We start from the raw sequence: 19,157 nt of genomic DNA, 5'->3' as shown, positions 1-19,157 counted from the left end.
TAGGGTAGTGCCGCGAATTATAAGGCGAATCGGCCCATCAGACGGAGTTCCGCGGGCAATGCGACGTTGCGCGAGGCGGGATCGCCTGCGTCGGGGACCGATTTTGCGACTGACGGCGCTATCCTCCGCGGAATGAGGGGCGCAATGAACGGACGATTGGGATGCACACTGCCGGGCGCCGTTCGGCGGAAGTCGTGCCTCGCGTGAAAAGGTCAATGCGCTTTGACGGCTCCCCTAACTCTCTGTATAATCACGCGTTTTCCCCGCACGGTGCGCGGAAAAATGAATTCAGAGTGAGGTTCTCAATGTACGCGGTCATAAAAACCGGTGGCAAGCAGTATAAGGTTGCCGTCGGCGAAAAATTGAAAGTAGAACAGATACCGGCAGACATTGACGCTGAAATCACGCTCGACCAGGTTCTCGCAGTAGGCGAAGGTGAATCGATTAAGTTCGGTGCACCGCTGGTGAGTGGGGCTTCCGTCAAGGCTACCGTCGTGTCCCAGGGTCGTCACAAGAAAGTGACCATCTTCAAGATGCGCCGCCGGAAGCACTACCAAAAGCACGCTGGCCATCGCCAGAACTATACCGAACTGCGTATCGACGCGATCAACGCGTAAGCGGCAAGGAGTAATCACATGGCACACAAAAAAGCAGGCGGGTCTTCCCGCAACGGCCGCGATTCCGAATCGAAGCGCCTCGGCGTGAAGGTTTACGGCGGCCAGGCAATCAATGCGGGCGGCATCATCGTTCGCCAGCGCGGCACGCGCATGCACCCGGGCGAAAACGTCGGTATCGGCAAGGATCACACGCTGTTCGCCCTGACCGACGGCCACGTCCAGTTCACGACGAAGGGCGCAGCCAGGAAGCATCTGGTCAACGTCGTCCCGGCAGCCTAAGGCAAGACTGGCACGGGCTTCAGGACCGACAAAAGGCCCCGCGAAGTTCGCGGGGCCTTTTTTATTTGGTTTGATTTATCGGTGACTGGCATCGGCCTGTCACGGCAAAATAGCACACAGAGTGAATCGGCTGGAGTCGGCGTGTCGACCGGAGTCAGGGCTTTAGCGCTTGCTCCGTTCCCATCGCGCTGACTCCGGTCCCACACAGCGTCAAACACGGGACGGAGCAACGCATGAAGTTCATTGACGAAGCGAGAATTGAAGTCATCGCCGGCGACGGAGGGGATGGCAGCGCGTCGATGCGCCGCGAGAAGTTCGTCCCGTTCGGCGGACCGGACGGCGGCGACGGCGGCCGGGGCGGCAGCGTATACGCGGTCGCGGACCGCAACATCAACACGCTGATCGACTACCGGTACGCGAAGAAGCACCAGGCGCGCAACGGCGAGAACGGCCGCGGCTCGGATTGCTACGGCAAGGGCGGCGACGACATCACGCTGCGCATGCCCGTCGGCACGGTGATCGCGGACATGGACACGGGTGAGCTGATCGCCGACCTGACCGAGCACAACCAGGAAGTGCTGATCGCCAACGGCGGTGCGGGCGGCCTCGGCAACCTGCACTTCAAGTCGAGCACGAATCGCGCGCCGCGCCAGAAGACGGAAGGCAAGCCCGGCGAGCGGCGCATGCTCAAGCTCGAGCTGAAAGTGCTCGCGGACGTCGGCCTGCTCGGCATGCCGAACGCGGGGAAATCGACGTTCATTTCGTCGGTGTCGAACGCGCGGCCGAAGATCGCCGACTACCCGTTCACGACGCTCGCCCCGAATCTCGGCGTCGTGCGCGTGGGGCCGAGCAAGAGCTTCGTGATTGCGGACATTCCCGGCCTGATCGAAGGCGCGGCGGAAGGCGCGGGCCTCGGGCACCGGTTCCTGCGTCACCTGCAGCGCACCGGCGTGCTGCTGCATCTCGTCGATCTGGCGCCGTTCGATGAAGCCGTCGATCCGGTCGCGGAAGCGAAGGCGATCGTCAACGAACTGCGCAAGTACGACGAGGCGCTGTTTCAGAAGCCGCGCTGGCTCGTGCTCAACAAGCTCGACATGGTGCCGGAGGACGAGCGCGAAGCGCGCGTCGCCGATTTCCTCGAGCGCTACGAGTGGGACGGCCCCGTATTCGAGATCTCGGCACTGACCGGCCAGGGCTGCGAAGCACTGACCTACGCGATCTTCGATTACATCTCGCAGAATTCGGACGCGTCGCGGGCGGCGGAAGCGGAAGACCTCGCCGCCGACGTCCGGTTTCGCGACGAGGCGGCCGCCGCACCCAGGCCCGCGCGGGAAGAAGAGTAATCACCTCCCTGCGCGTTCCCGCGCAGGGTTCGCCACTCCGAGGAGAATGCGCACGATGCGTTCTGTCATCGCTCTTTCGAAGCGTCTGGTAGTGAAAGTGGGATCGAGCCTCGTCACGAACGACGGCCGCGGTCTCGACCATGCGGCGATCGCCCGCTGGGCGTCGCAGATCGCCGCCTTGCGCCAGCAGGGCAAGGAAGTCGTGATGGTCAGCTCGGGCGCGATCGCGGAAGGCATTCACCGCCTCGGCTGGACGCAGCGCCCGCGTGAAATCGACGAATTGCAGGCCGCCGCCGCGGTCGGCCAGATGGGGCTCGCGCAGGTCTACGAGAGCAGTTTCGGCGCGCACGGCATCCGTACCGCGCAGATTTTGCTCACGCACGCCGATCTCGCGGACCGCGAGCGCTATCTGAACGCGCGCTCGACGCTTCTCACGCTGCTGCGTCTGGGCGCCGTGCCGATCATCAACGAAAACGACACCGTCATCACCGACGAAATCAAGTTCGGCGACAACGACACGCTCGGCGCGCTGGTGGCGAACCTGATCGAAGGCGACGCGCTCATCATCCTCACCGACCAGCGCGGCCTTTTCACCGCCGACCCGCGCAAGGACCCGACGGCGACGCTCGTCGAGCAGGCGGACGCCGGCACACCCGAACTCGAAGCGATGGCGGGCGGCGCGGGGTCGAGCCTCGGCCGGGGCGGCATGCTCACCAAGATCCTCGCGGCGAAGCGCGCTGCGCACAGCGGCGCGAACACGGTGATCGCAAGCGGCCGGGAGTCCGATGTCCTCACGCGGCTTGCGTCAGGCGAGATGATCGGCACGCAGCTGATAGCACGGACCGCGCGCATGGCGGCGCGCAAGCAGTGGATGGCCGACCATCTGCAGGTGCGCGGCCACGTCGTGATCGACAATGGCGCGGTCGAAAAGCTCACCGAAGGCGGCAAGAGCCTCCTGCCGATCGGCGTGATCGACGTGAAGGGCGCCTTTGCACGCGGCGAGGTGATTGCTTGCGTGAGCGCGCAGGGGCGGGAAGTCGCGCGCGGCATCACGAACTACAGCAGTTCGGAGGCGCGGCTGATCCATCGGCGCCCGAGCGGGGACATCGAATCCGTGCTCGGCTACATGCTGGAGCCGGAGCTGATTCACCGCGACAATCTGGTGCTGGTGTGAAAAAAAACCCGCCGACTCGAAAAGTCGGCGGGTTTTTGATTGAGCGGCGGACCGGAGCTTACCGGTATAGCTGCGATGTCGCTGGCCGCTTGTACTGGATGTTGCTCACGATCTGCTTGGCCGTTCCCGTCGGCAGCTTGTTCGCGCAAAAATAATCCTGATAGAGCGCCGCGTGATACGCATTCAGCTCGCCGTTCTCGATGCGGCGGAAATCATTGGCTACCGTGCGGTCCCAGGCGTTCTGGTCGTCGTTGATGCTGGCATAGAGGCGCCACTCGTAGTTGTCGCAGCGGATGCCTTCGTAATTGACGTTGCGCGCGCCCGCCGGGCTCGTCACGACCACCGTGTAGCGCACCACGCCGTCGCTGCCGACGGAAACCGAGTTCCTGTCGATCGCGAAAACGAGCGGCGTATTCTGGGAAACGTTGAACGGCAGCAAGTCCGACGCATTCGGCAACGGCGGCAGATTCTCCACCTTGTTCTCGGTCCACTCCGACTTGCGGTCCAGGAGATAGGTGAACTCGCTGTCGTCCTTGTTGGACGGGCCTTTGGAACTGGAACAACCGGCGAGCACGGCAAGCACTGCCGCGGATGCCGCAAACAAGGCGATGGCTTTCAATTAGGTCTTCCCGGAAACAGCCGCGCGGCCCGGACGCAGCGCGCCGTGCGGAAAAAAAGCGGGACACGTCGCCGTGTCGCCGCCTGGAATCATGCTGAGCAGAAAAGTGTGCAAAAAGTGCCCTGCTAGTCGCGCAACGGCCGTTGCGCGAAGATATGCACTTCTTCGACCGAGCATTCTGCCTGAACCGCGGCACCGGCCGCAGAAACAGGAGGGGCTTCGATCGTCATCGTCTGGATCACGCGTGGATAGCGGGGTCCGTGATGTGCGGCGCGCTCATTTCGCTCGCTTCTCGATGCGGTACGCCGCAAGAAGCGCGACAGCTCGGTGAGCGCCAGTTGATAAACGTCGCGCTTGAACTCGATCACCGCGTCGAGCGGGACCCAGTACTCGTTCCAGCGCCAGGCATCGAATTCCGGATGATCAGTAGCACGGAGGCAAATGTCACAGTCACGGCCTACCATTCGCAGCAGAAACCAGATCTGTTTCTGGCCACGATAATGGCCGCGCACCTCGCGCTTGATGAACTTGTCCGGCACCTCATAACGCAGCCAGTCGCGGGTGCGACCCACGACCTTGACGTGCTCCGGAAGCAAGCCGGTCTCTTCGTGTAACTCCCGATACATCGCTTGCACAGGGGTCTCACCGTACTTGATGCCCCCTTGCGGAAACTGCCAGGAATGTTCACGCAGCCGCTTACCCCAAAACACTTCGTTGCGCGCGTTCAAGAGGATGATGCCGACGTTCGGGCGAAAGCCTTCACGATCCAGCATACAACCACCTTCGAATCCTTTAAAATTGCTTTGATTATAAACAGATAACGGGCCTGGCGCACCGGCACGAACCCGAATCCGGGTACGCTTTTCGCCACGCGTTCCGGCCGGTGGCAGAATCTTCTTTGCACCAGCCGTCCCGTCATTCACTCGTTCTGCACGCCCGTGCGCCGCCTTGAAGCATCTGGGGCACTGCGGCGCGCTTTCGCTTTTGGAAAATTTCTTCAATGAAAGCATCACGTTTCTTCATCGGCACCCTGAAAGAAGCCCCCGCCGACGCCGAAATCGTCAGCCACAAGCTGATGATGCGCGCCGGCATGATCCGCCGCGTCGCGGGCGGGATCTACGACTACCTGCCGATCGGCCTGCGCTCCATCCGCAAGGTCGAGGCGATCGTGCGAGACGAGATGAACCGCGCCGGTGCGCTCGAACTCCTGATGCCGGCCGTGCAGCCGGCCGAGCTGTGGCAGGAATCCGGCCGCTGGGTGCAGTACGGTCCCGAATTGCTGCGCCTGAAGGACCGCCATGAGCGCGAATTCGTAATCGGGCCGACGCACGAGGAAGTCGTGACCGACATCGCGCGGCGCGAAATCAAGAGCTACCGGCAATTGCCGGTGAACTTCTACCAGGTGCAGACGAAGTTCCGCGACGAAATCCGTCCGCGCTTCGGCGTGATGCGCGGGCGCGAATTCATCATGAAGGACGCGTATTCCTTCGACAAGGACGCCGCCGGCCTCGCCGAGTCGTATCGCAAGATGTTCGACGCCTACGTGCGCATCTTCACGCGCATCGGGCTCGAATTCCGTGCCGTTGCGGCCGATAACGGGTCGATCGGCGGCAGCGGCTCGCACGAATTCCACGTGATTGCGGACACCGGCGAGGACGCGATCGCGTATTGCCCGGATTCGGACTACGCGGCGAACGTCGAAGCGGCCGACGCACTGCCGCTTTCCGCCACGCGAGCCGCGCCCGCGGAAGAAATGAAGAAGACGCCGACGCCCGGCAAGGCGAAGTGCGAGGCGGTCGCGGATTACCTGAATATCCCGCTCGAGCGCACCATCAAGTCGATCGTGCTCGCCACCGACAACGAAGGCGCCGAGCCGACCATCTGGCTGCTGATGCTGCGCGGCGACCACTCGCTCAATGACATCAAGGCGCACAAGCAGCCCGGGCTCGCGGGCTACCGCTTCGCCACCGAGCAGGAAATCATCGAGTGGTTCGGCACGCCGCCGGGCTACCTAGGCCCGGTCGGCACCAGGAAGCCGGTGAAGGTGATCGCGGACCGCACGGTCGCGAACATGAGCGACTTCGTGGTCGGCTCGAACGAGGTGGACTATCACACGACGGGCGTCAACTGGGGCCGCGATCTGCCGGAGCCGGTGGTGGCGGATATCCGCAATGTCGTCGAAGGCGACCCGTCGCCTGACGGGCGGGGCACGCTCGCGATCTGCCGCGGCATCGAAGTCGGCCACGTGTTCCAGCTCGGAACGAAGTATTCGGATTCGATGGGCGCGACCTATCTCGACGAAAGCGGCAAGCCCGCCCCGATGCTGATGGGCTGCTATGGCGTCGGCATCACGCGCATCCTGGGCGCGGCGATCGAACAGAATTTCGACGACAAGGGCATCATCTGGCCGGAGGCGATCGCGCCGTTCGAAGTCGTGCTGTGCCCGATGGGCTACGACCGCAGCGATACCGTGCGCGAGCAGGCCGACAAGCTCTACGCGCAACTGCAGGAAGCGGGTATCGACGTCATTCTGGATGACCGCGGCGAGCGCCCGGGCGTGATGTTCGCCGACTGGGAGCTGATCGGCGTGCCGCACCGGCTCGTGATCGGCGATCGCGGGCTCAAGGAAGGCAAGCTCGAATACCAGGCGCGCCGCGACACGGAAGCCACGCTGCTGCCCGTGGACGAGGCCGCGCAACTGGTGATCGGGAAGGTGCGTGCCGCGCTGGCCCGCTGACCGACTGCCGACGTGCAATACAACTTTCTGTCGGCGACGGTTCTGCTGATCCTGATCACCGATCCGCTCGGCAACATTCCGATCTTCATCAACGCGTTGCGCGGAGTGGCGTCGGAGCGGCGGCGGATCGTGATCCTGCGGGAAGTGGCGATCGCATTCGGCATCCTGCTCGTGTTCATGCTGGCGGGCGACCGCTTCCTGCGCGCGATGAGCCTCACGGACCTGTCGCTGCGGCTCGGCGGCGGGATCGTGCTGTTCCTGATCGCGCTGCGGATGATCTTTCCGCACCCGGACGGCCCGATGGGCGGCGACTCGCGTGGCGGTGAGCCGCTCATCGTGCCGCTCGCGATTCCGGCGCTGGCCGGCCCGTCCGCGCTCGCGACGGTGATGCTGCTGACCTCGCAGGCGCCCGGCAAGATGATCGAATGGATCGGCGCGCTCACGGTGACGATGATCGTCTGCGCGATCGTGCTGGTGCTCGCCGAGAAGATTCAGCACTTCGTCGGCGAGCGGGCGGTCACCGCGTTCGAGCGGCTGATGGGACTGGTGCTGGTCGCGATCTCGGTCGAGATGATCCTGGCCGGGATACGGACCTTCGTGCACGAGCTATGAAAAAAGCGGCCAGCCGGCCGCTTTTTTTTATTCCGACGACGCGCGAAGCGTCACGCGCCTTCGGTCAGCGCGCGGATGGCGGGCAGGTTGCGCCAGTAGCCCTTCGCATCCATCCCGCAGCCGAACACATACCGGTCCGGAACCTCGAAGCCGCAGAAGTCCGGACGCAGAGGCTTTGATTTGGGAATGATCTTCTCGCAGAGCACGGCACAGAGGAACTGCTTCGCTCCCATCAGCATGATGCGGTCGCGGATCGCGGCCATCGTTTCACCTTCGTCGAGGATGTCGTCGAGCACGAGCACCACGCGATCCTTCACCGATTCGGCCGGCGCCACGCGCCACTGCATTTCGCTGCCGCCCTTGATCGCGTTGCGATAGCGCGTCAGATGGATGTAGTCGAATTCGAGCGGAAAATCGAGGTGCGGCAGCAGCATGCCGGTGAAGACCGCCGCGCCGCCCATCACGGAGAGGACGAGCGGAAACTCTTCGCTCGTCGCCGCCCGGATGGCTTGCGCCATGCGCCCGATCGACGCGTTGACCTCGCCTGCCGACACGATCTCTTCGGAGTGGCTGAAAATATGGAGAGCTTCTTCGCGATTCATAAATGGGGAAAGCAGCGCGGTGGCCTGAATACCTAGTGTGGGAAAAAACGGCGGCGAGCGCCATATGATAAACCCGCGTTTTACCGCAGCTTCGCGGCAAAACGCGGGTTTGACAGTGCGTTGCTCAACGCATGCCCGGCATCATGCCCTTCATGCCGCGCATCATCTTCTGCAGGTTGCCGCCCTTCAGCTTCTTCATCATGCCGCGCATCTGCTCGTACTGGTTCAGCATGCGGTTGACTTCCTGCACCTGCACGCCCGCGCCGGCGGCAATCCGGCGCTTGCGCGCGGCCTTGATCAGCTCGGGCTTCGCGCGCTCCTGGATGGTCATCGAATTGATGATGCCTTCCATGCGGCGCATCTGCTTTTCGGCCACGCCCATGTCGGCGCCCTGCGCGGCCTGCTGGAACTGCGCGGGCAGCTTGTCCATGAGCGACGACAGCCCGCCCATCTTCTTCATCTGCGCGAGCTGCGCCTTGAAGTCGTTCAGGTCGAAGTCGCCGCCTTTCTTGACCTTGTCGGCGAGCTTTTGCGCTTCTTTCGCGTCGACACCGCGCTGCGCTTCCTCGACGAGCGCCATGATGTCGCCCATGCCGAGGATCCGGTTCGCCATCCGGTCCGGGTAGAAGACTTCGAGGCCGTCGAGCTTTTCCGCCACGCCGACGAACTTGATCGGCTTGCCCGTCACGTGGCGCACGGAAAGCGCCGCGCCGCCGCGCGAGTCGCCGTCGAGCTTGGTGAGCACGACGCCGGTGAGCGGGAGCGCGTCGTTGAACGCCTTCGCGGTGTTGACGGCGTCCTGGCCAAGCATCGCGTCGACGACGAAGAGCGTTTCAGTCGGCTTCAGCAGCGTGTGCAGCTCGCTGATCTCGTTCATCATCGCCTCGTCGATGCCGAGGCGGCCCGCCGTGTCGACGATCAGCACGTCGTGATAGTGGCGCTTCGCCCAGTCCACGGCCGCGCGCGCGATGTCCGCGGGCTTCTGGTTCGGCTCCGACGGGAAGAAGTCGGCGCCGACCTGCTCGCTCACCGTCTTCAACTGCTGGATGGCGGCGGGGCGGTAGACGTCGACGGAAACCGTCAGCACCTTTTTCTTGTACTTTTCGCGCAGGAGCTTGGCGAGCTTGCCGGTCGTGGTGGTCTTGCCGGCGCCCTGGAGGCCGGCCATCAGGATCACCGCGGGCGGCGTGACGGCGAGATCGAGCTCGACTGCCTTGCCTTCGTAATCGCCGCCGATTACCGCCGTCAATTCGCGCTGTACCACACCCACAAGCGCCTGGCCGGGCGATAAACTGGAGAGTACTTCTTCGCCGAGCGCCTTTTCCTTCACCTTCGCGATGAATTCGCGCACCACCGGCAGCGCGACGTCCGCTTCGAGCAATGCCAGCCGCACTTCGCGCAGCATTTCCTGCGTATTGGCCTCGGTGAGCCGGGCCTCGCCGCGCAGCGTCTTGACGACGCGCGCCATACGTTGTGTGAGATTGTCGAGCATGGGGAGCGGTAGAGTGCGGCCTCGCTGCGGCGCCCGTTCCCGCGCCTGCTGGCGGGAGGGGAAGACGTCGTGGGTTCGGGGCCTAGTGTAAACTTCGAACAATGGATATTGTACTGTATGCCCTCACTGCGCTTCTCTACGGCGGACTTGCCGTAGCGGGCTGGCGCGCGCATCGCCACACGGTGGTCGAACCCGCGCTCGCGGGCATGCCGGCGGGCGCGCCGGTGCCGCGCGCGCGGGCGTCGAAGGCGTCGGGCATGAGCGGAATCGGGCGCGCCCTGTTGTTCGTCGCGCTTCTGGTGCACGGCGTTCTGCTGCACACCACCATCTTTCCGCAGAACGCGATGGTGTTCGGCTTCGCGTTCGCGCTGTCGGCCATGTTCTGGCTCGGTGCGGGCATCTACTGGATCGAGAGCTTTTTCTTTCCGCTCGACGGCCTGCGGCTCCTGGTGCTGCCGCTCGCGTGCGTGGCGTCGATCCTGCCGGTCCTGTTCGGCGGCGTGCGGGTGCTCTCGTACTCCGCCGCGCCGATGTTCAAGCTGCACTTCCTGATCGCGAACATCGCATACGGGCTTTTCGCGATCGCCGCGCTCCACGCGATCCTGATGCTGATGGTCGAAAAGCGACTGCAAGGCATGCGCGGCGTGGCGGCGCGCCACACCAGCAACGGCTGGCTTTCCAGCTGGCTCGACACGCTGCCGCCGCTCCTCACGCTCGAAAAGCTGCTGTTCAGGCTGATCTCGGCGGGCTTCGTGCTGCTGACGCTGACGCTCGTCTCGGGCATCGCGTTCAACGAGCAGCTTGTCGATCGGGCCTTCCGGCTCGATCACAAGACCGTGTTCGCGTTCCTTTCGTGGCTCATGTTCGGCGCGCTCCTGACCGCGCGCCGCGTTTCCGGCTGGCGCGGGCGCGCCGCGCTGCGCTGGGTGCTGGCGTCGTTCGCCGCGTTGCTGCTCGCCTACGTCGGCAGCCGCTTCGTGTTCGAAGTGCTGCTGCATCGCGCGGTCGTCTGAGCCGGATTGCCTTCCTCTATTAGTAACGTCATGCGACAAATTCTTCTTCTGATCTTCCTGTTCTTCGCGAGCCAGTGGCTCTTCAGGAAGCTGCGCCGCGCGAACGAGCGCGCGCAGGCCGAGGCGCAGGGCGCGCGCACGGCAGGCGGCGCGTCCAATGGCGGCAGGAGTGGCGGCAATGGTGCCGGGAACGGCGCGGGCACGGCTGGCCGCGGAGCGCCGCAACTGGCCGACCCGCTCGTGCGCTGCGTCGAGTGCGGCGTGCACACGCCGCGCAGCGAATCGCTGGTGGTTGCCGGCCAGCGCTTCTGCTGCGCCGATCACGCGCATCGGCACGCGGCTCGCCCGACGGGCCGCGACGCACGATGACGCCAGCGCCGCACGCCGGGGCAGCGGCTGCGGTCGACGAGAACGGCTGGCTCCTCGCGGCCACGCGCCTGCCGTCGCCGAACTTCGAGGCGCGGCCGGGCGCGATCGAGCCGACGCTCATCGTCGTGCACAACATCAGCCTGCCGCCCGACGATTTCGGCGGCAGCGCGATCCGCGACTTCTTCCAGAACCGCCTCGACCACGACGCGCATCCGTACTTCGACCAGCTGCGCGGCATGCGGGTGTCGGCGCACTTCGTGATCCGCCGCGACGGCGAGGTCGAGCAGTACGTCGCCTGCAACGAGCGCGCGTGGCACGCGGGCGTCTCGAGCTTTCTCGGACGCGAGCGCTGCAACGACTTTTCGATCGGCATCGAGCTCGAAGGCAGCGACCGCAGCCCGTTCGAGACGGCTCAATACGATGCGCTCGCGGAGCTCGTGCGCGTGCTTGCCGCGCGCTATCCGATCGACGCGCTCGCCGGCCATTCCGACATCGCGCCCGGCCGCAAGACCGACCCCGGCCCGCATTTCGACTGGCCGCGCCTCGTGCGCGCGAGCGGGCTCGCGCCACATTTCTTTCCCTTCCAGAGCAGGGCGTAAGGGCATGCTCGTTGCGTCGCAGCACGGGGAACGCCCCGGGCCTTGCCTCGCTTTGGCGAGGCAAAAGTCAACCCCGGGTTAGCTTTCGAAAGCAAATAAATCTTTTTGAGACTGTGCGGAAGTTCACTATACTTGGTACCCAGAGACGTGTTTTACACTACATCTTGTGTTGTACAGGCGGCGCCCACTCCTGGAGTCCGGCGCCGCTGGCTTTCCGGTGTAAAGAGAAGTTGGCTGGCCCGGGGCGGTGCGATCCGCCTGGATTGCACCGAGTGCCAGCGGAAGAACCGTGAAGAAGGCAGGCAAGTGAAGTGATTCGCGTCGACTGAAGCCACGCCCCGAGCCTGGGGCGAACACGGCCGACACCGCGCAACGCACGTTCCCGGCCGGCCGATCTCACATTCGATCCTCCGCGTGCCTGATGCACCGCACGCGGCATAAGTCATAAATCCGCGGACCACATCCGCACCATTCGAACACCAGGAGTTTTGCACATGCAAACCACCGACAACGCCACGACCTCCTACCAGGGCGCATCCGCACTGCCGGCCGGCGGCCAGCCGCAGCCGGGCGCGCAGGCGCTCGCCCCCAGCACGACGCTTGCCGACTACAAGGTCATCCGTCGCAACGGGACTGTGGTGTCGTTCGAGCCTTCGAAGATCGCGATCGCCGTGACCAAGGCGTTCCTCGCCGTGAATGGCGGCCAGGGCGCAGCTTCCGCGCGCGTGCGCGAGCTGGTTGAGCAACTGACACAGAGCGTCGTGCGCGCGCTCGTGCGCAGCCGTCCGAACGGCGGAACGTTCCATATCGAAGACATTCAGGACCAGGTCGAACTCGCGCTGATGCGCGGTGGCGAGCACAACGTCGCGCGTGCCTACGTGCTCTACCGCGAGAAGCGCACGCAGGAGCGCGCCCACGCGCCGGAAGTGCAGGCGAATGCGCTCGGCATCAGCGTGATCGACGGCGGCGTGAAGCGTCCGCTCGACCTGAACGCGCTGAAGGCGCTGATCGTGTCGGCGTGCGCCAACCTGGGCGACGCAGTCTCGGCCGACCCGATCGTCGCGGAAACGGTCAAGAACCTGTACGACGGCGTGCCGATGAGCCAGGTCTACGACTCGGCCATCCTCGCCGCGCGCACGATGATCGAAAAGGACCCGGCGTACAGCCAGGTCACGGCACGCATCCTGCTGCACACGATCCGTCGCGAAATTCTCGAAGAGGAAGTCACGCAAGCCGAAATGGGCGAGCGCTACGCCGAGTACTTCCCGCTCTTCATCAAGCAGGGCGTGGAAGCGGAACTCCTCGACGACAAGCTCCTGCAGTACGACATGAAGCGCCTCGGCGCCGCGCTCGACGCGGACCGCGACCTGCAATTCGGCTATCTCGGCCTGCAGACGCTCTACGACCGCTATTTCCTGCACACGGAAGGCAAGCGCATCGAACTGCCGCAGGCGTTCTTCATGCGCGTCGCGATGGGCCTCGCGCTGAACGAAATCGACCGCGAAGCGCGTGCGATCGAGTTTTACAACGTGCTGTCGAGCTTCGACTTCATGTCGTCGACGCCGACGCTCTTCAATTCCGGCACGCGCCGCTCGCAGCTGTCGTCGTGCTACCTGACGACGGTGGCCGACGACCTCGACGGCATCTACGAGGCGCTGAAGGAAAACGCGCTGCTGTCGAAGTTCGCGGGCGGTCTCGGCAACGACTGGACGCGCGTTCGCGCGCTCGGCTCGCATATCAAGGGCACGAACGGCAAGTCACAGGGCGTGGTGCCGTTCCTGAAGGTGGTGAACGACACGGCGGTCGCCGTGAACCAGGGCGGCAAGAGAAAGGGCGCGGTGTGCGCGTACCTGGAGACGTGGCACCTGGACATCGAGGAATTCCTCGAACTGCGCAAGAACACCGGCGACGACCGCCGCCGCACCCACGACATGAACACGGCGAACTGGATTCCCGACCTGTTCATGAAGCGCGTTCATGAAGGCGGCGACTGGACGCTCTTCTCGCCGGCCACCTGCCCGGACCTGCACGACCTGTTCGGCGCGGCGTTCGAAAAGGCTTACACGGCTTACGAGGACAAGGCGACGCGCGGCGAGATCAAGCTCTTCAAGCGGATCCCGGCGGCGCAGCTCTGGCGCAAGATGCTCGGCATGCTGTTCGAAACCGGCCATCCGTGGATCACGTTCAAGGACCCGTGCAACATCCGCTCGCCGCAGCAGCACGTGGGCGTCGTGCACTCGTCGAACCTGTGCACCGAAATCACGCTGAACACGAGCGACACGGAAATCGCCGTGTGCAACCTCGGCTCGGTGAACCTCGTCGCGCACATGGCCAAGCAGGCGGACGGCACGCTCGTGCTCGATCACGACAAGCTGAAGCGCACCATCAGCGTCGCGATGCGCATGCTCGACAACGTGATCGACATCAATTACTACGCGGTCGCCAAGGCGCGCAACTCGAACCTGAAGCACCGCCCGGTCGGCATGGGCATCATGGGCTTCCAGGACTGCCTGCACCTCCTGCGCACGCCGTACGCGTCGCAGGAGGCGGTGGAATTCGCCGACCGCTCGATGGAAGCCGTCTGCTACTACGCGTACTACGCGTCGACGGAGCTGGCCGAGGAGCGCGGCCGCTACTCGAGCTACCGCGGCTCGCTATGGGATCGCGGCATTCTCCCGCAGGATTCGCTGAAGTTGCTGGCAGAAGAGCGCGGCGGCTACGTGGAAGTCGACCAGAGCGAATCGATGGACTGGACGTCGCTGCGCTCGCGCATCGCGACGCACGGCATGCGCAACTCGAACTGCATCGCGATCGCGCCGACGGCGACGATTTCGAACATCATCGGCGTGTCCGCGTGCATCGAGCCGACGTTCCAGAACCTGTACGTGAAGTCGAACCTGTCGGGCGAATTCACGGTGGTGAACGACTATCTGGTGCGCGACCTGAAGACGCGCGGCCTGTGGGACGAGGTGATGGTCTCCGACCTGAAGTACTTCGACGGCACGCTCTCGCGCATCGACCGCATTCCGGCCGACCTGCGCGCGATCTACGCCACGGCGTTCGAACTGGACGCGAAGTGGGTCGTGGAAGCCGCGGCGCGCCGCCAGAAGTGGATCGACCAGGCTCAGTCGCTCAACATCTATATGGCGGGCGCGTCGGGCAAGAAGCTCGACGAGGTCTACAAGCTCGCGTGGCTGCGCGGCCTGAAGACGACGTACTACCTGCGCACGATGTCGGCGACGAGCGTCGAGAAGTCGACGGTCGCGCACGGCGCGCTGAATTCGGTGCCGTCCGGAGACTCGGGCCATGGCGCGGGCGGCGCTTCCGGGGCGGGCTTCGGGATAGGCGGGATGAACGGCGGGGCGTCGGCGGGCGGGTTCAACGCGGCTGCGGTGGCGCCGGCGGCGGCTGTCTCCGCGGCCGAGCCGGAGGCCGACGGTCCGGTCTGCATGATGCGTCCGGGCGATCCGGGCTTCGACGAGTGCGAAGCCTGCCAGTAAGCGGGCTGGGCGGTTCGAAGTAGACGATGACCGGCGGTTGCCGGTCATCCTCGCCATCGCTGCCATCCTCGGATGGCGGTCAGTATCGGCGGGCAGGGCGGGCCGGTATCGGAGTGTTTCTCATGCGCTCGAAGTGGAGCGGCATGACGGGATGCTTCCGGTACCGGCCCGTTTTTCTTTTGTTGCCGGACTTTGCGGCGTGCCGCTCCCGACGGCGCGAGAGGGTAGGTACGGCCGAGGCAGCCGTGATGCATCGCCGCAATATCGAAGTGAAGATGGCGAGCGGTGGGAAGGAAGAACCGGTGAGCACCGCAGCGGGCGCTTCCCGGCGGTACGGCAAAGGCGTGGACCGGCAGGCCGAGGCTCGTCACGCGGCTTCGGCCGTGCGCGCCGCTACGACTTCACCGCGGGCTTCACCATCGGCCTCACCGCGGGCCTCACCACGATGAAGCCCGCGAGGAGCCGCCAGCTCACCCGCGCGTGCCGCGCGAAATCTCCGACCCCGCCTCGTGTGACAGCCTCGCCGTGACCGGTATCGAGAGGAGCGAGAACATCCCCACGACGAAGAACGCCGGCCAGAAATCCGACCAGAGCACGTTCGGATGGCCCTGCAACTGCTGCGACACCTGCAGCGTGAGCCCGGCGATCGTCACGCCGAGCCCGAGCGACACCTGCTGGATGAAGCTCGCAAGGCTCGTCGCACGGCCGACGTCGCGGCTTTCGATCTCCGCGTAGGCGAGCGAGTTCAGGCTCGTGAATTGCAGCGCAGGGAAGAAGCCGCCGAGCAGCACGACCGCCCAGATCACCCACGTCGGCGTGCCCGGGAAGAACAGGCCGCACGCGGCGATCGCAATGCCCGAGAACACGGCGTTCACCATCAGCGTGTGCCTGAAGCCGAAGCGGTGCAGCACGCGCGAGGCGAGCGAGCGCATGAACATGCCGCCGAACGCCGACGCGCAGGTGATCGAGCCGGACTTGAAGGCGGTCATGCCGAGGCCTTCCTGCAACGCGAGCGGCAGCAGGAACGGCACGGCGCCGAGTCCGATGCGAAAGAGCGAGCCGCCGAGCACGCTCGCCTGGAAGGTCGGCACGCGGAAGAACTTCAGGTCGAGGAGCGGGCGCTCGGCGCGTCGCGAATGGAGCCAGTAGAGCGCGACCATGGCCGCGCCCACCGCGCACATCGTCCAGGCGATGCGGTCGGAGACGAGCTCGCCGCCTACGAGCGAGAGCCCGAGCAAAAGCAGCGTGCCCGCGCTCGCCGACAGGAAGAAGCCGAACCAGTCGAGCCGTCCCGGATGCTCCTCGCGCGAATTCGCGATGTAGCGGTTCGTCAGATAGATGCCGACGATGCCGATCGGGATGTTGATGAAGAAGATGAGGCGCCAGTGCAGGTAGGTCGTGATGAAGCCGCCGAGGAGCGGCCCGACGGCGGGGCCGAGCATGGCGGGCACGCTCAGGTAGTTCATCGCGCGGATGAACTCGGAGCGGCGCACCGAGCGGAAGATGATGATGCGCCCGACCGGCACCATCATCGCGCCGCCGACGCCCTGCACGAAGCGCGCGACCGTGAAGGTGGCAAGCGAGCTGGACGCCGCGCAGAGCAGCGACCCCACGACGAAGATGCCGATCGCGGTGCGAAAGACGGTGCGGGCGCCGAAGCGGTCGGCGACCCAGCCGCAGATCGGGATGAAGACGCCCAGGCCGAGCACGTAGCTCGTCACCGCGATCTTCAGCGTGACCGGATCGCGTCCGAACGCGCGGGCCATTTCCGGAATCGCCGTCACGATCACGTTCGCATCCACGCTTTCCATGAACATCGCGCACGCGACGATGAGAGGGGCGACGAAAGCTTTGATGGCGAGCGGCATGGAAAATCGATGGGCGACGCTTTCACTGCGGGAGCGGCGATTATGGCATCGATATGGAGCAGCCGCTGAGGGATCCGCGATACTCTGCGGCGCATCACACCCACGGACCGAACGACATGGACCCGCAAGACCTGCAACGCCTCGTCACGCAGACGATGCCCTACGGAAAGTTCAAGGGCAGGCTGCTTGCCGACCTGCCCGGCCACTATCTCGCGTGGTTCGCGCGCGAGGGCTTTCCCGCGGGCCAGCTCGGCCGCCTGCTCGCGCTCATGCACGAGATCGATCACAACAATCTGCGCTCGCTGCTCGACCCGTTGAGAAGTCGCTAGGGGCTGTCGCGCTCTGTTTCGAGCGGCGTCGCGCGTGCCGCGAAGCGCCTTGGCATGGCGTCGGAGAACCGGTTTGCGTGCCTGGGTTTGTGCACAATACGTAGTGGTTTATCGGATCGAAAGCCCAACATTTTGTGGATTTACGAGACACGCGATGCTAAACTTCGGCAACGAATCCGGGCCGTCGAAGCAGTGCCGGCGGCGGGTTCAGCCGGTCGTTGCCGGCGTCGAATGAGTGGTCGTGGCGGCGTTTCTTCGCCGCGCTTCGCGAAGCGGATTCGACGTGTTCGCGACGCGCGCGGGTCGGCATCGATGGCTGCGGGTCGCATCGAACCGCGACGTGAATGGTCGAGATGAGCGTCGATGAAAGTCGATGAGGGTGGCGCGGGGTCGGGTCTGCTGCGGGCATCTTCGGGTCGCATGCGCGACCCGCTCTTCGAGTGCATCGCGACGCCTCGCCGAGCACTTTCACGCGTCGCTCTCACCCATGCAGCGCAACGCATTCAAGGCAGTCAGCAACGCGGCGAGTCGAAGCGGAAGAGCCCGAAGACGAGCTCGATGAACACTGCTTCGATCACGCAGCAAGAGACATCGCGAGAGGCTTCACACACATTGCGTTGAGCAAAGTGTTGTATGCAAGTAGCAACGCGAATCGAAAACGAGAATTTTCATGAGCAAGCTCTTTTATCGCTCATGAAAAGATGGTACAAACCGATCTAAATTGATGGTGAGAATTTATGCTCAACTGGGATGACGAGACCACTGCCGTAGCTCCCTCGAGCGCTTCGCAACAGAACGTGTTGCGCAACGCCGCGGGTACGGTTGCCGGCATGCACGAAGCATCGCGTGCCGCCCAGCAAGTCGCTCCTCACGCAGCCCTTCACGCTTCATCGGCGCACAACATCTTCTCGAGCGACTTCGTCGCTCCCGCCGCTGCCTCCGCCGGTGCAGTCGCCGCCGCGAGCGAAGCGCGCGTGAACATCGCCGACAAGCGCATCATCAACGGCAAGACCGACGTCAATCAGCTGGTGCCGTTCAAGTACAAGTGGGCGTGGGAAAAGTATCTGGCAGGTTGCGCCAACCACTGGATGCCGCAGGAAGTGAACATGTCGCGCGACATCGCCCTGTGGAAAGACCCGAACGGCCTCTCGGACGACGAGCGCCGCATCGTGAAGCGCAACCTCGGCTTCTTCGTGACGGCCGACTCGCTCGCCGCAAACAACATCGTGCTCGGCACGTACCGCCACATCACGGCGCCCGAATGCCGCCAGTTCCTGCTGCGCCAGGCGTTTGAAGAGGCGATCCATACGCACGCGTATCAGTACATCGTCGAGTCGCTCGGTCTCGACGAGAGCGAAATCTTCAACGCGTATCACGAGGTCGACTCGATCCGCGCGAAGGACGAGTTCCTGATTCCGTTCATCCAGACCCTGACCGATCCGGCATTCACGACCGGCACGCTCGAAGCGGACCAGAAATTGCTGAAGTCGCTGATCGTGTTTGCGTGTGTGATGGAGGGTCTCTTCTTCTACGTCGGCTTTACGCAGATCCTGGCGCTGGGTCGCCAGAACAAGATGACGGGCGCCGCGGAGCAGTATCAGTACATCCTGCGCGACGAGTCGATGCACTGCAACTTCGGCATCGACCTCATCAACCAGATCAAGCTGGAAGAGCCGCAACTGTGGACGCCGGAGTTCCGCTCGGAGATTCGCGAGATCTTCAAGCAGGCGGTCGAACTCGAATATCGCTACGCCGAAGACACGATGCCGCGCGGGGTGCTCGGCCTGAATGCGTCGATGTTCAAGAGCTACCTGCGCTTCATCTGCAACCGGCGTTGCCAGCAGATCGGGCTCGACCCGCTCTACCCGAACGAGGAGAACCCGTTCCCGTGGATGAGCGAGATGATCGACTTGAAGAAGGAACGCAACTTCTTCGAGACACGCGTGATTGACTATCAAACGGGCGGCGCGCTGACCTGGGAATAAGAACAAGCCAGGACGTGTT

Annotated in this window: 17 protein-coding genes; 12 read left to right on the top strand and 5 right to left on the bottom strand. The window is 64.3% G+C overall.

The window, feature by feature from the left end:
* The first annotated feature begins 305 nt into the window (after positions 1-305).
* From rplU to proB, 4 genes are all read left to right on the top strand, one after another.
* Positions 306-617: a 50S ribosomal protein L21 gene (rplU, locus tag BG61_RS10830; protein WP_035927503.1), complete on the top strand. Its 312-nt coding sequence runs from the start codon at positions 306-308 to the stop codon at positions 615-617.
* Between the two features lie 18 nt (positions 618-635).
* Positions 636-896 carry a 50S ribosomal protein L27 gene (rpmA, locus tag BG61_RS10825; protein WP_035927505.1) on the top strand — a complete coding sequence of 87 codons (261 nt, stop codon included), beginning with the start codon at positions 636-638 and terminating at the stop codon, positions 894-896.
* A gap of 233 nt (positions 897-1,129) precedes the next feature.
* Positions 1,130-2,239, top strand: a complete 1,110-nt coding sequence (gene obgE / locus BG61_RS10820; RefSeq protein ID WP_035927508.1) for an Obg family GTPase CgtA — start codon at positions 1,130-1,132, stop codon at positions 2,237-2,239.
* Positions 2,240-2,294: 55 nt separating this feature from the next.
* Positions 2,295-3,413, top strand: coding sequence for a glutamate 5-kinase (gene proB, locus BG61_RS10815; protein WP_035927952.1), 1,119 nt, complete (start codon positions 2,295-2,297; stop codon positions 3,411-3,413).
* Between the two features lie 58 nt (positions 3,414-3,471).
* Here proB and BG61_RS10810 read toward each other — a convergent pair whose 3' ends face one another.
* Complete coding sequence (locus tag BG61_RS10810) at positions 3,472-4,032, bottom strand: CNP1-like family protein (protein ID WP_035927510.1); 561 nt, start codon at positions 4,030-4,032, stop codon at positions 3,472-3,474.
* A 125-nt stretch (positions 4,033-4,157) separates the two neighbouring features.
* Positions 4,158-4,805: an RNA pyrophosphohydrolase gene (locus BG61_RS10805; protein WP_035927513.1), complete on the bottom strand. Its 648-nt coding sequence runs from the start codon at positions 4,803-4,805 to the stop codon at positions 4,158-4,160.
* Positions 4,806-5,032: 227 nt separating this feature from the next.
* Between BG61_RS10805 and BG61_RS10800 the strand changes: the two genes are divergently transcribed.
* Both BG61_RS10800 and BG61_RS10795 read left to right on the top strand, forming a co-directional pair.
* Positions 5,033-6,769 (top strand): proline--tRNA ligase, encoded by a 1,737-nt coding sequence (locus BG61_RS10800; protein ID WP_035927516.1) that lies wholly within the window; start codon positions 5,033-5,035, stop codon positions 6,767-6,769.
* Between the two features lie 12 nt (positions 6,770-6,781).
* Positions 6,782-7,381, top strand: coding sequence for a MarC family protein (locus tag BG61_RS10795; RefSeq protein WP_035927519.1), 600 nt, complete (start codon positions 6,782-6,784; stop codon positions 7,379-7,381).
* Between the two features lie 50 nt (positions 7,382-7,431).
* Here BG61_RS10795 and BG61_RS10790 read toward each other — a convergent pair whose 3' ends face one another.
* On the bottom strand, positions 7,432-7,983 hold the full coding sequence (locus tag BG61_RS10790; RefSeq protein ID WP_035927521.1) for a hypoxanthine-guanine phosphoribosyltransferase: 552 nt from the start codon (positions 7,981-7,983) through the stop codon (positions 7,432-7,434).
* Positions 7,984-8,107: 124 nt separating this feature from the next.
* Positions 8,108-9,475: a signal recognition particle protein gene (gene ffh / locus BG61_RS10785; RefSeq protein ID WP_035927525.1), complete on the bottom strand. Its 1,368-nt coding sequence runs from the start codon at positions 9,473-9,475 to the stop codon at positions 8,108-8,110.
* Between the two features lie 101 nt (positions 9,476-9,576).
* On the opposite strand from ffh, the gene BG61_RS10780 reads away from it, so the two are divergent.
* The 4 genes from BG61_RS10780 to BG61_RS10765 all read left to right on the top strand — a co-directional run bounded on the left by BG61_RS10780 (position 9,577) and on the right by BG61_RS10765 (position 14,956).
* Positions 9,577-10,488, top strand: a complete 912-nt coding sequence (locus tag BG61_RS10780) for a cytochrome C assembly family protein (protein ID WP_035927527.1) — start codon at positions 9,577-9,579, stop codon at positions 10,486-10,488.
* A 30-nt stretch (positions 10,489-10,518) separates the two neighbouring features.
* Complete coding sequence (locus tag BG61_RS10775; protein ID WP_035927531.1) at positions 10,519-10,857, top strand: PP0621 family protein; 339 nt, start codon at positions 10,519-10,521, stop codon at positions 10,855-10,857.
* Positions 10,854-11,456 (top strand): 1,6-anhydro-N-acetylmuramyl-L-alanine amidase AmpD, encoded by a 603-nt coding sequence (gene ampD / locus BG61_RS10770; RefSeq protein ID WP_035927534.1) that lies wholly within the window; start codon positions 10,854-10,856, stop codon positions 11,454-11,456. The genes BG61_RS10775 and ampD overlap by 4 nt, the downstream gene beginning before the upstream one ends.
* 494 nt (positions 11,457-11,950) lie before the next feature.
* Complete coding sequence (locus BG61_RS10765; protein ID WP_035927536.1) at positions 11,951-14,956, top strand: ribonucleoside-diphosphate reductase subunit alpha; 3,006 nt, start codon at positions 11,951-11,953, stop codon at positions 14,954-14,956.
* 470 nt (positions 14,957-15,426) lie between these two features.
* On the opposite strand, the gene BG61_RS10760 is transcribed toward BG61_RS10765, so the two are convergent.
* Positions 15,427-16,824: an MFS transporter gene (locus tag BG61_RS10760; RefSeq protein WP_035927538.1), complete on the bottom strand. Its 1,398-nt coding sequence runs from the start codon at positions 16,822-16,824 to the stop codon at positions 15,427-15,429.
* Between the two features lie 116 nt (positions 16,825-16,940).
* Between BG61_RS10760 and BG61_RS10755 the strand changes: the two genes are divergently transcribed.
* Complete coding sequence (locus BG61_RS10755) at positions 16,941-17,153, top strand: DUF3820 family protein (RefSeq protein ID WP_035927955.1); 213 nt, start codon at positions 16,941-16,943, stop codon at positions 17,151-17,153.
* Positions 17,154-17,890: 737 nt separating this feature from the next.
* Entirely contained in the window at positions 17,891-19,138 is a 1,248-nt protein-coding gene (locus tag BG61_RS10750; protein WP_035927541.1) for a ribonucleotide-diphosphate reductase subunit beta, read from the top strand.
* Positions 19,139-19,157: the final 19 nt, after the last annotated feature.

Source organism: Caballeronia glathei (assembly GCF_000698595.1).
In the GTDB taxonomy this organism is placed as follows: Bacteria; Pseudomonadota; Gammaproteobacteria; order Burkholderiales; family Burkholderiaceae; genus Caballeronia; species Caballeronia glathei.
This window is presented reverse-complemented; position numbering and strand designations above follow the sequence as displayed.

Coding starts and splice junctions, on each gene's coding strand:
- rplU (WP_035927503.1), top strand. CDS start 306: ATGTACGCGGTCATAAAAACCGGTGGCAAGCAGTATAAGGTTGCCGTC.
- rpmA (WP_035927505.1), top strand. CDS start 636: ATGGCACACAAAAAAGCAGGCGGGTCTTCCCGCAACGGCCGCGATTCC.
- obgE (WP_035927508.1), top strand. CDS start 1,130: ATGAAGTTCATTGACGAAGCGAGAATTGAAGTCATCGCCGGCGACGGA.
- proB (WP_035927952.1), top strand. CDS start 2,295: ATGCGTTCTGTCATCGCTCTTTCGAAGCGTCTGGTAGTGAAAGTGGGA.
- BG61_RS10805 (WP_035927513.1), bottom strand. CDS start 4,805: ATGCTGGATCGTGAAGGCTTTCGCCCGAACGTCGGCATCATCCTCTTG.
- BG61_RS10800 (WP_035927516.1), top strand. CDS start 5,033: ATGAAAGCATCACGTTTCTTCATCGGCACCCTGAAAGAAGCCCCCGCC.
- BG61_RS10790 (WP_035927521.1), bottom strand. CDS start 7,983: ATGAATCGCGAAGAAGCTCTCCATATTTTCAGCCACTCCGAAGAGATC.
- ffh (WP_035927525.1), bottom strand. CDS start 9,475: ATGCTCGACAATCTCACACAACGTATGGCGCGCGTCGTCAAGACGCTG.
- BG61_RS10780 (WP_035927527.1), top strand. CDS start 9,577: ATGGATATTGTACTGTATGCCCTCACTGCGCTTCTCTACGGCGGACTT.
- BG61_RS10775 (WP_035927531.1), top strand. CDS start 10,519: ATGCGACAAATTCTTCTTCTGATCTTCCTGTTCTTCGCGAGCCAGTGG.
- ampD (WP_035927534.1), top strand. CDS start 10,854: ATGACGCCAGCGCCGCACGCCGGGGCAGCGGCTGCGGTCGACGAGAAC.
- BG61_RS10765 (WP_035927536.1), top strand. CDS start 11,951: ATGCAAACCACCGACAACGCCACGACCTCCTACCAGGGCGCATCCGCA.
- BG61_RS10760 (WP_035927538.1), bottom strand. CDS start 16,824: ATGCCGCTCGCCATCAAAGCTTTCGTCGCCCCTCTCATCGTCGCGTGC.
- BG61_RS10755 (WP_035927955.1), top strand. CDS start 16,941: ATGGACCCGCAAGACCTGCAACGCCTCGTCACGCAGACGATGCCCTAC.
- BG61_RS10750 (WP_035927541.1), top strand. CDS start 17,891: ATGCTCAACTGGGATGACGAGACCACTGCCGTAGCTCCCTCGAGCGCT.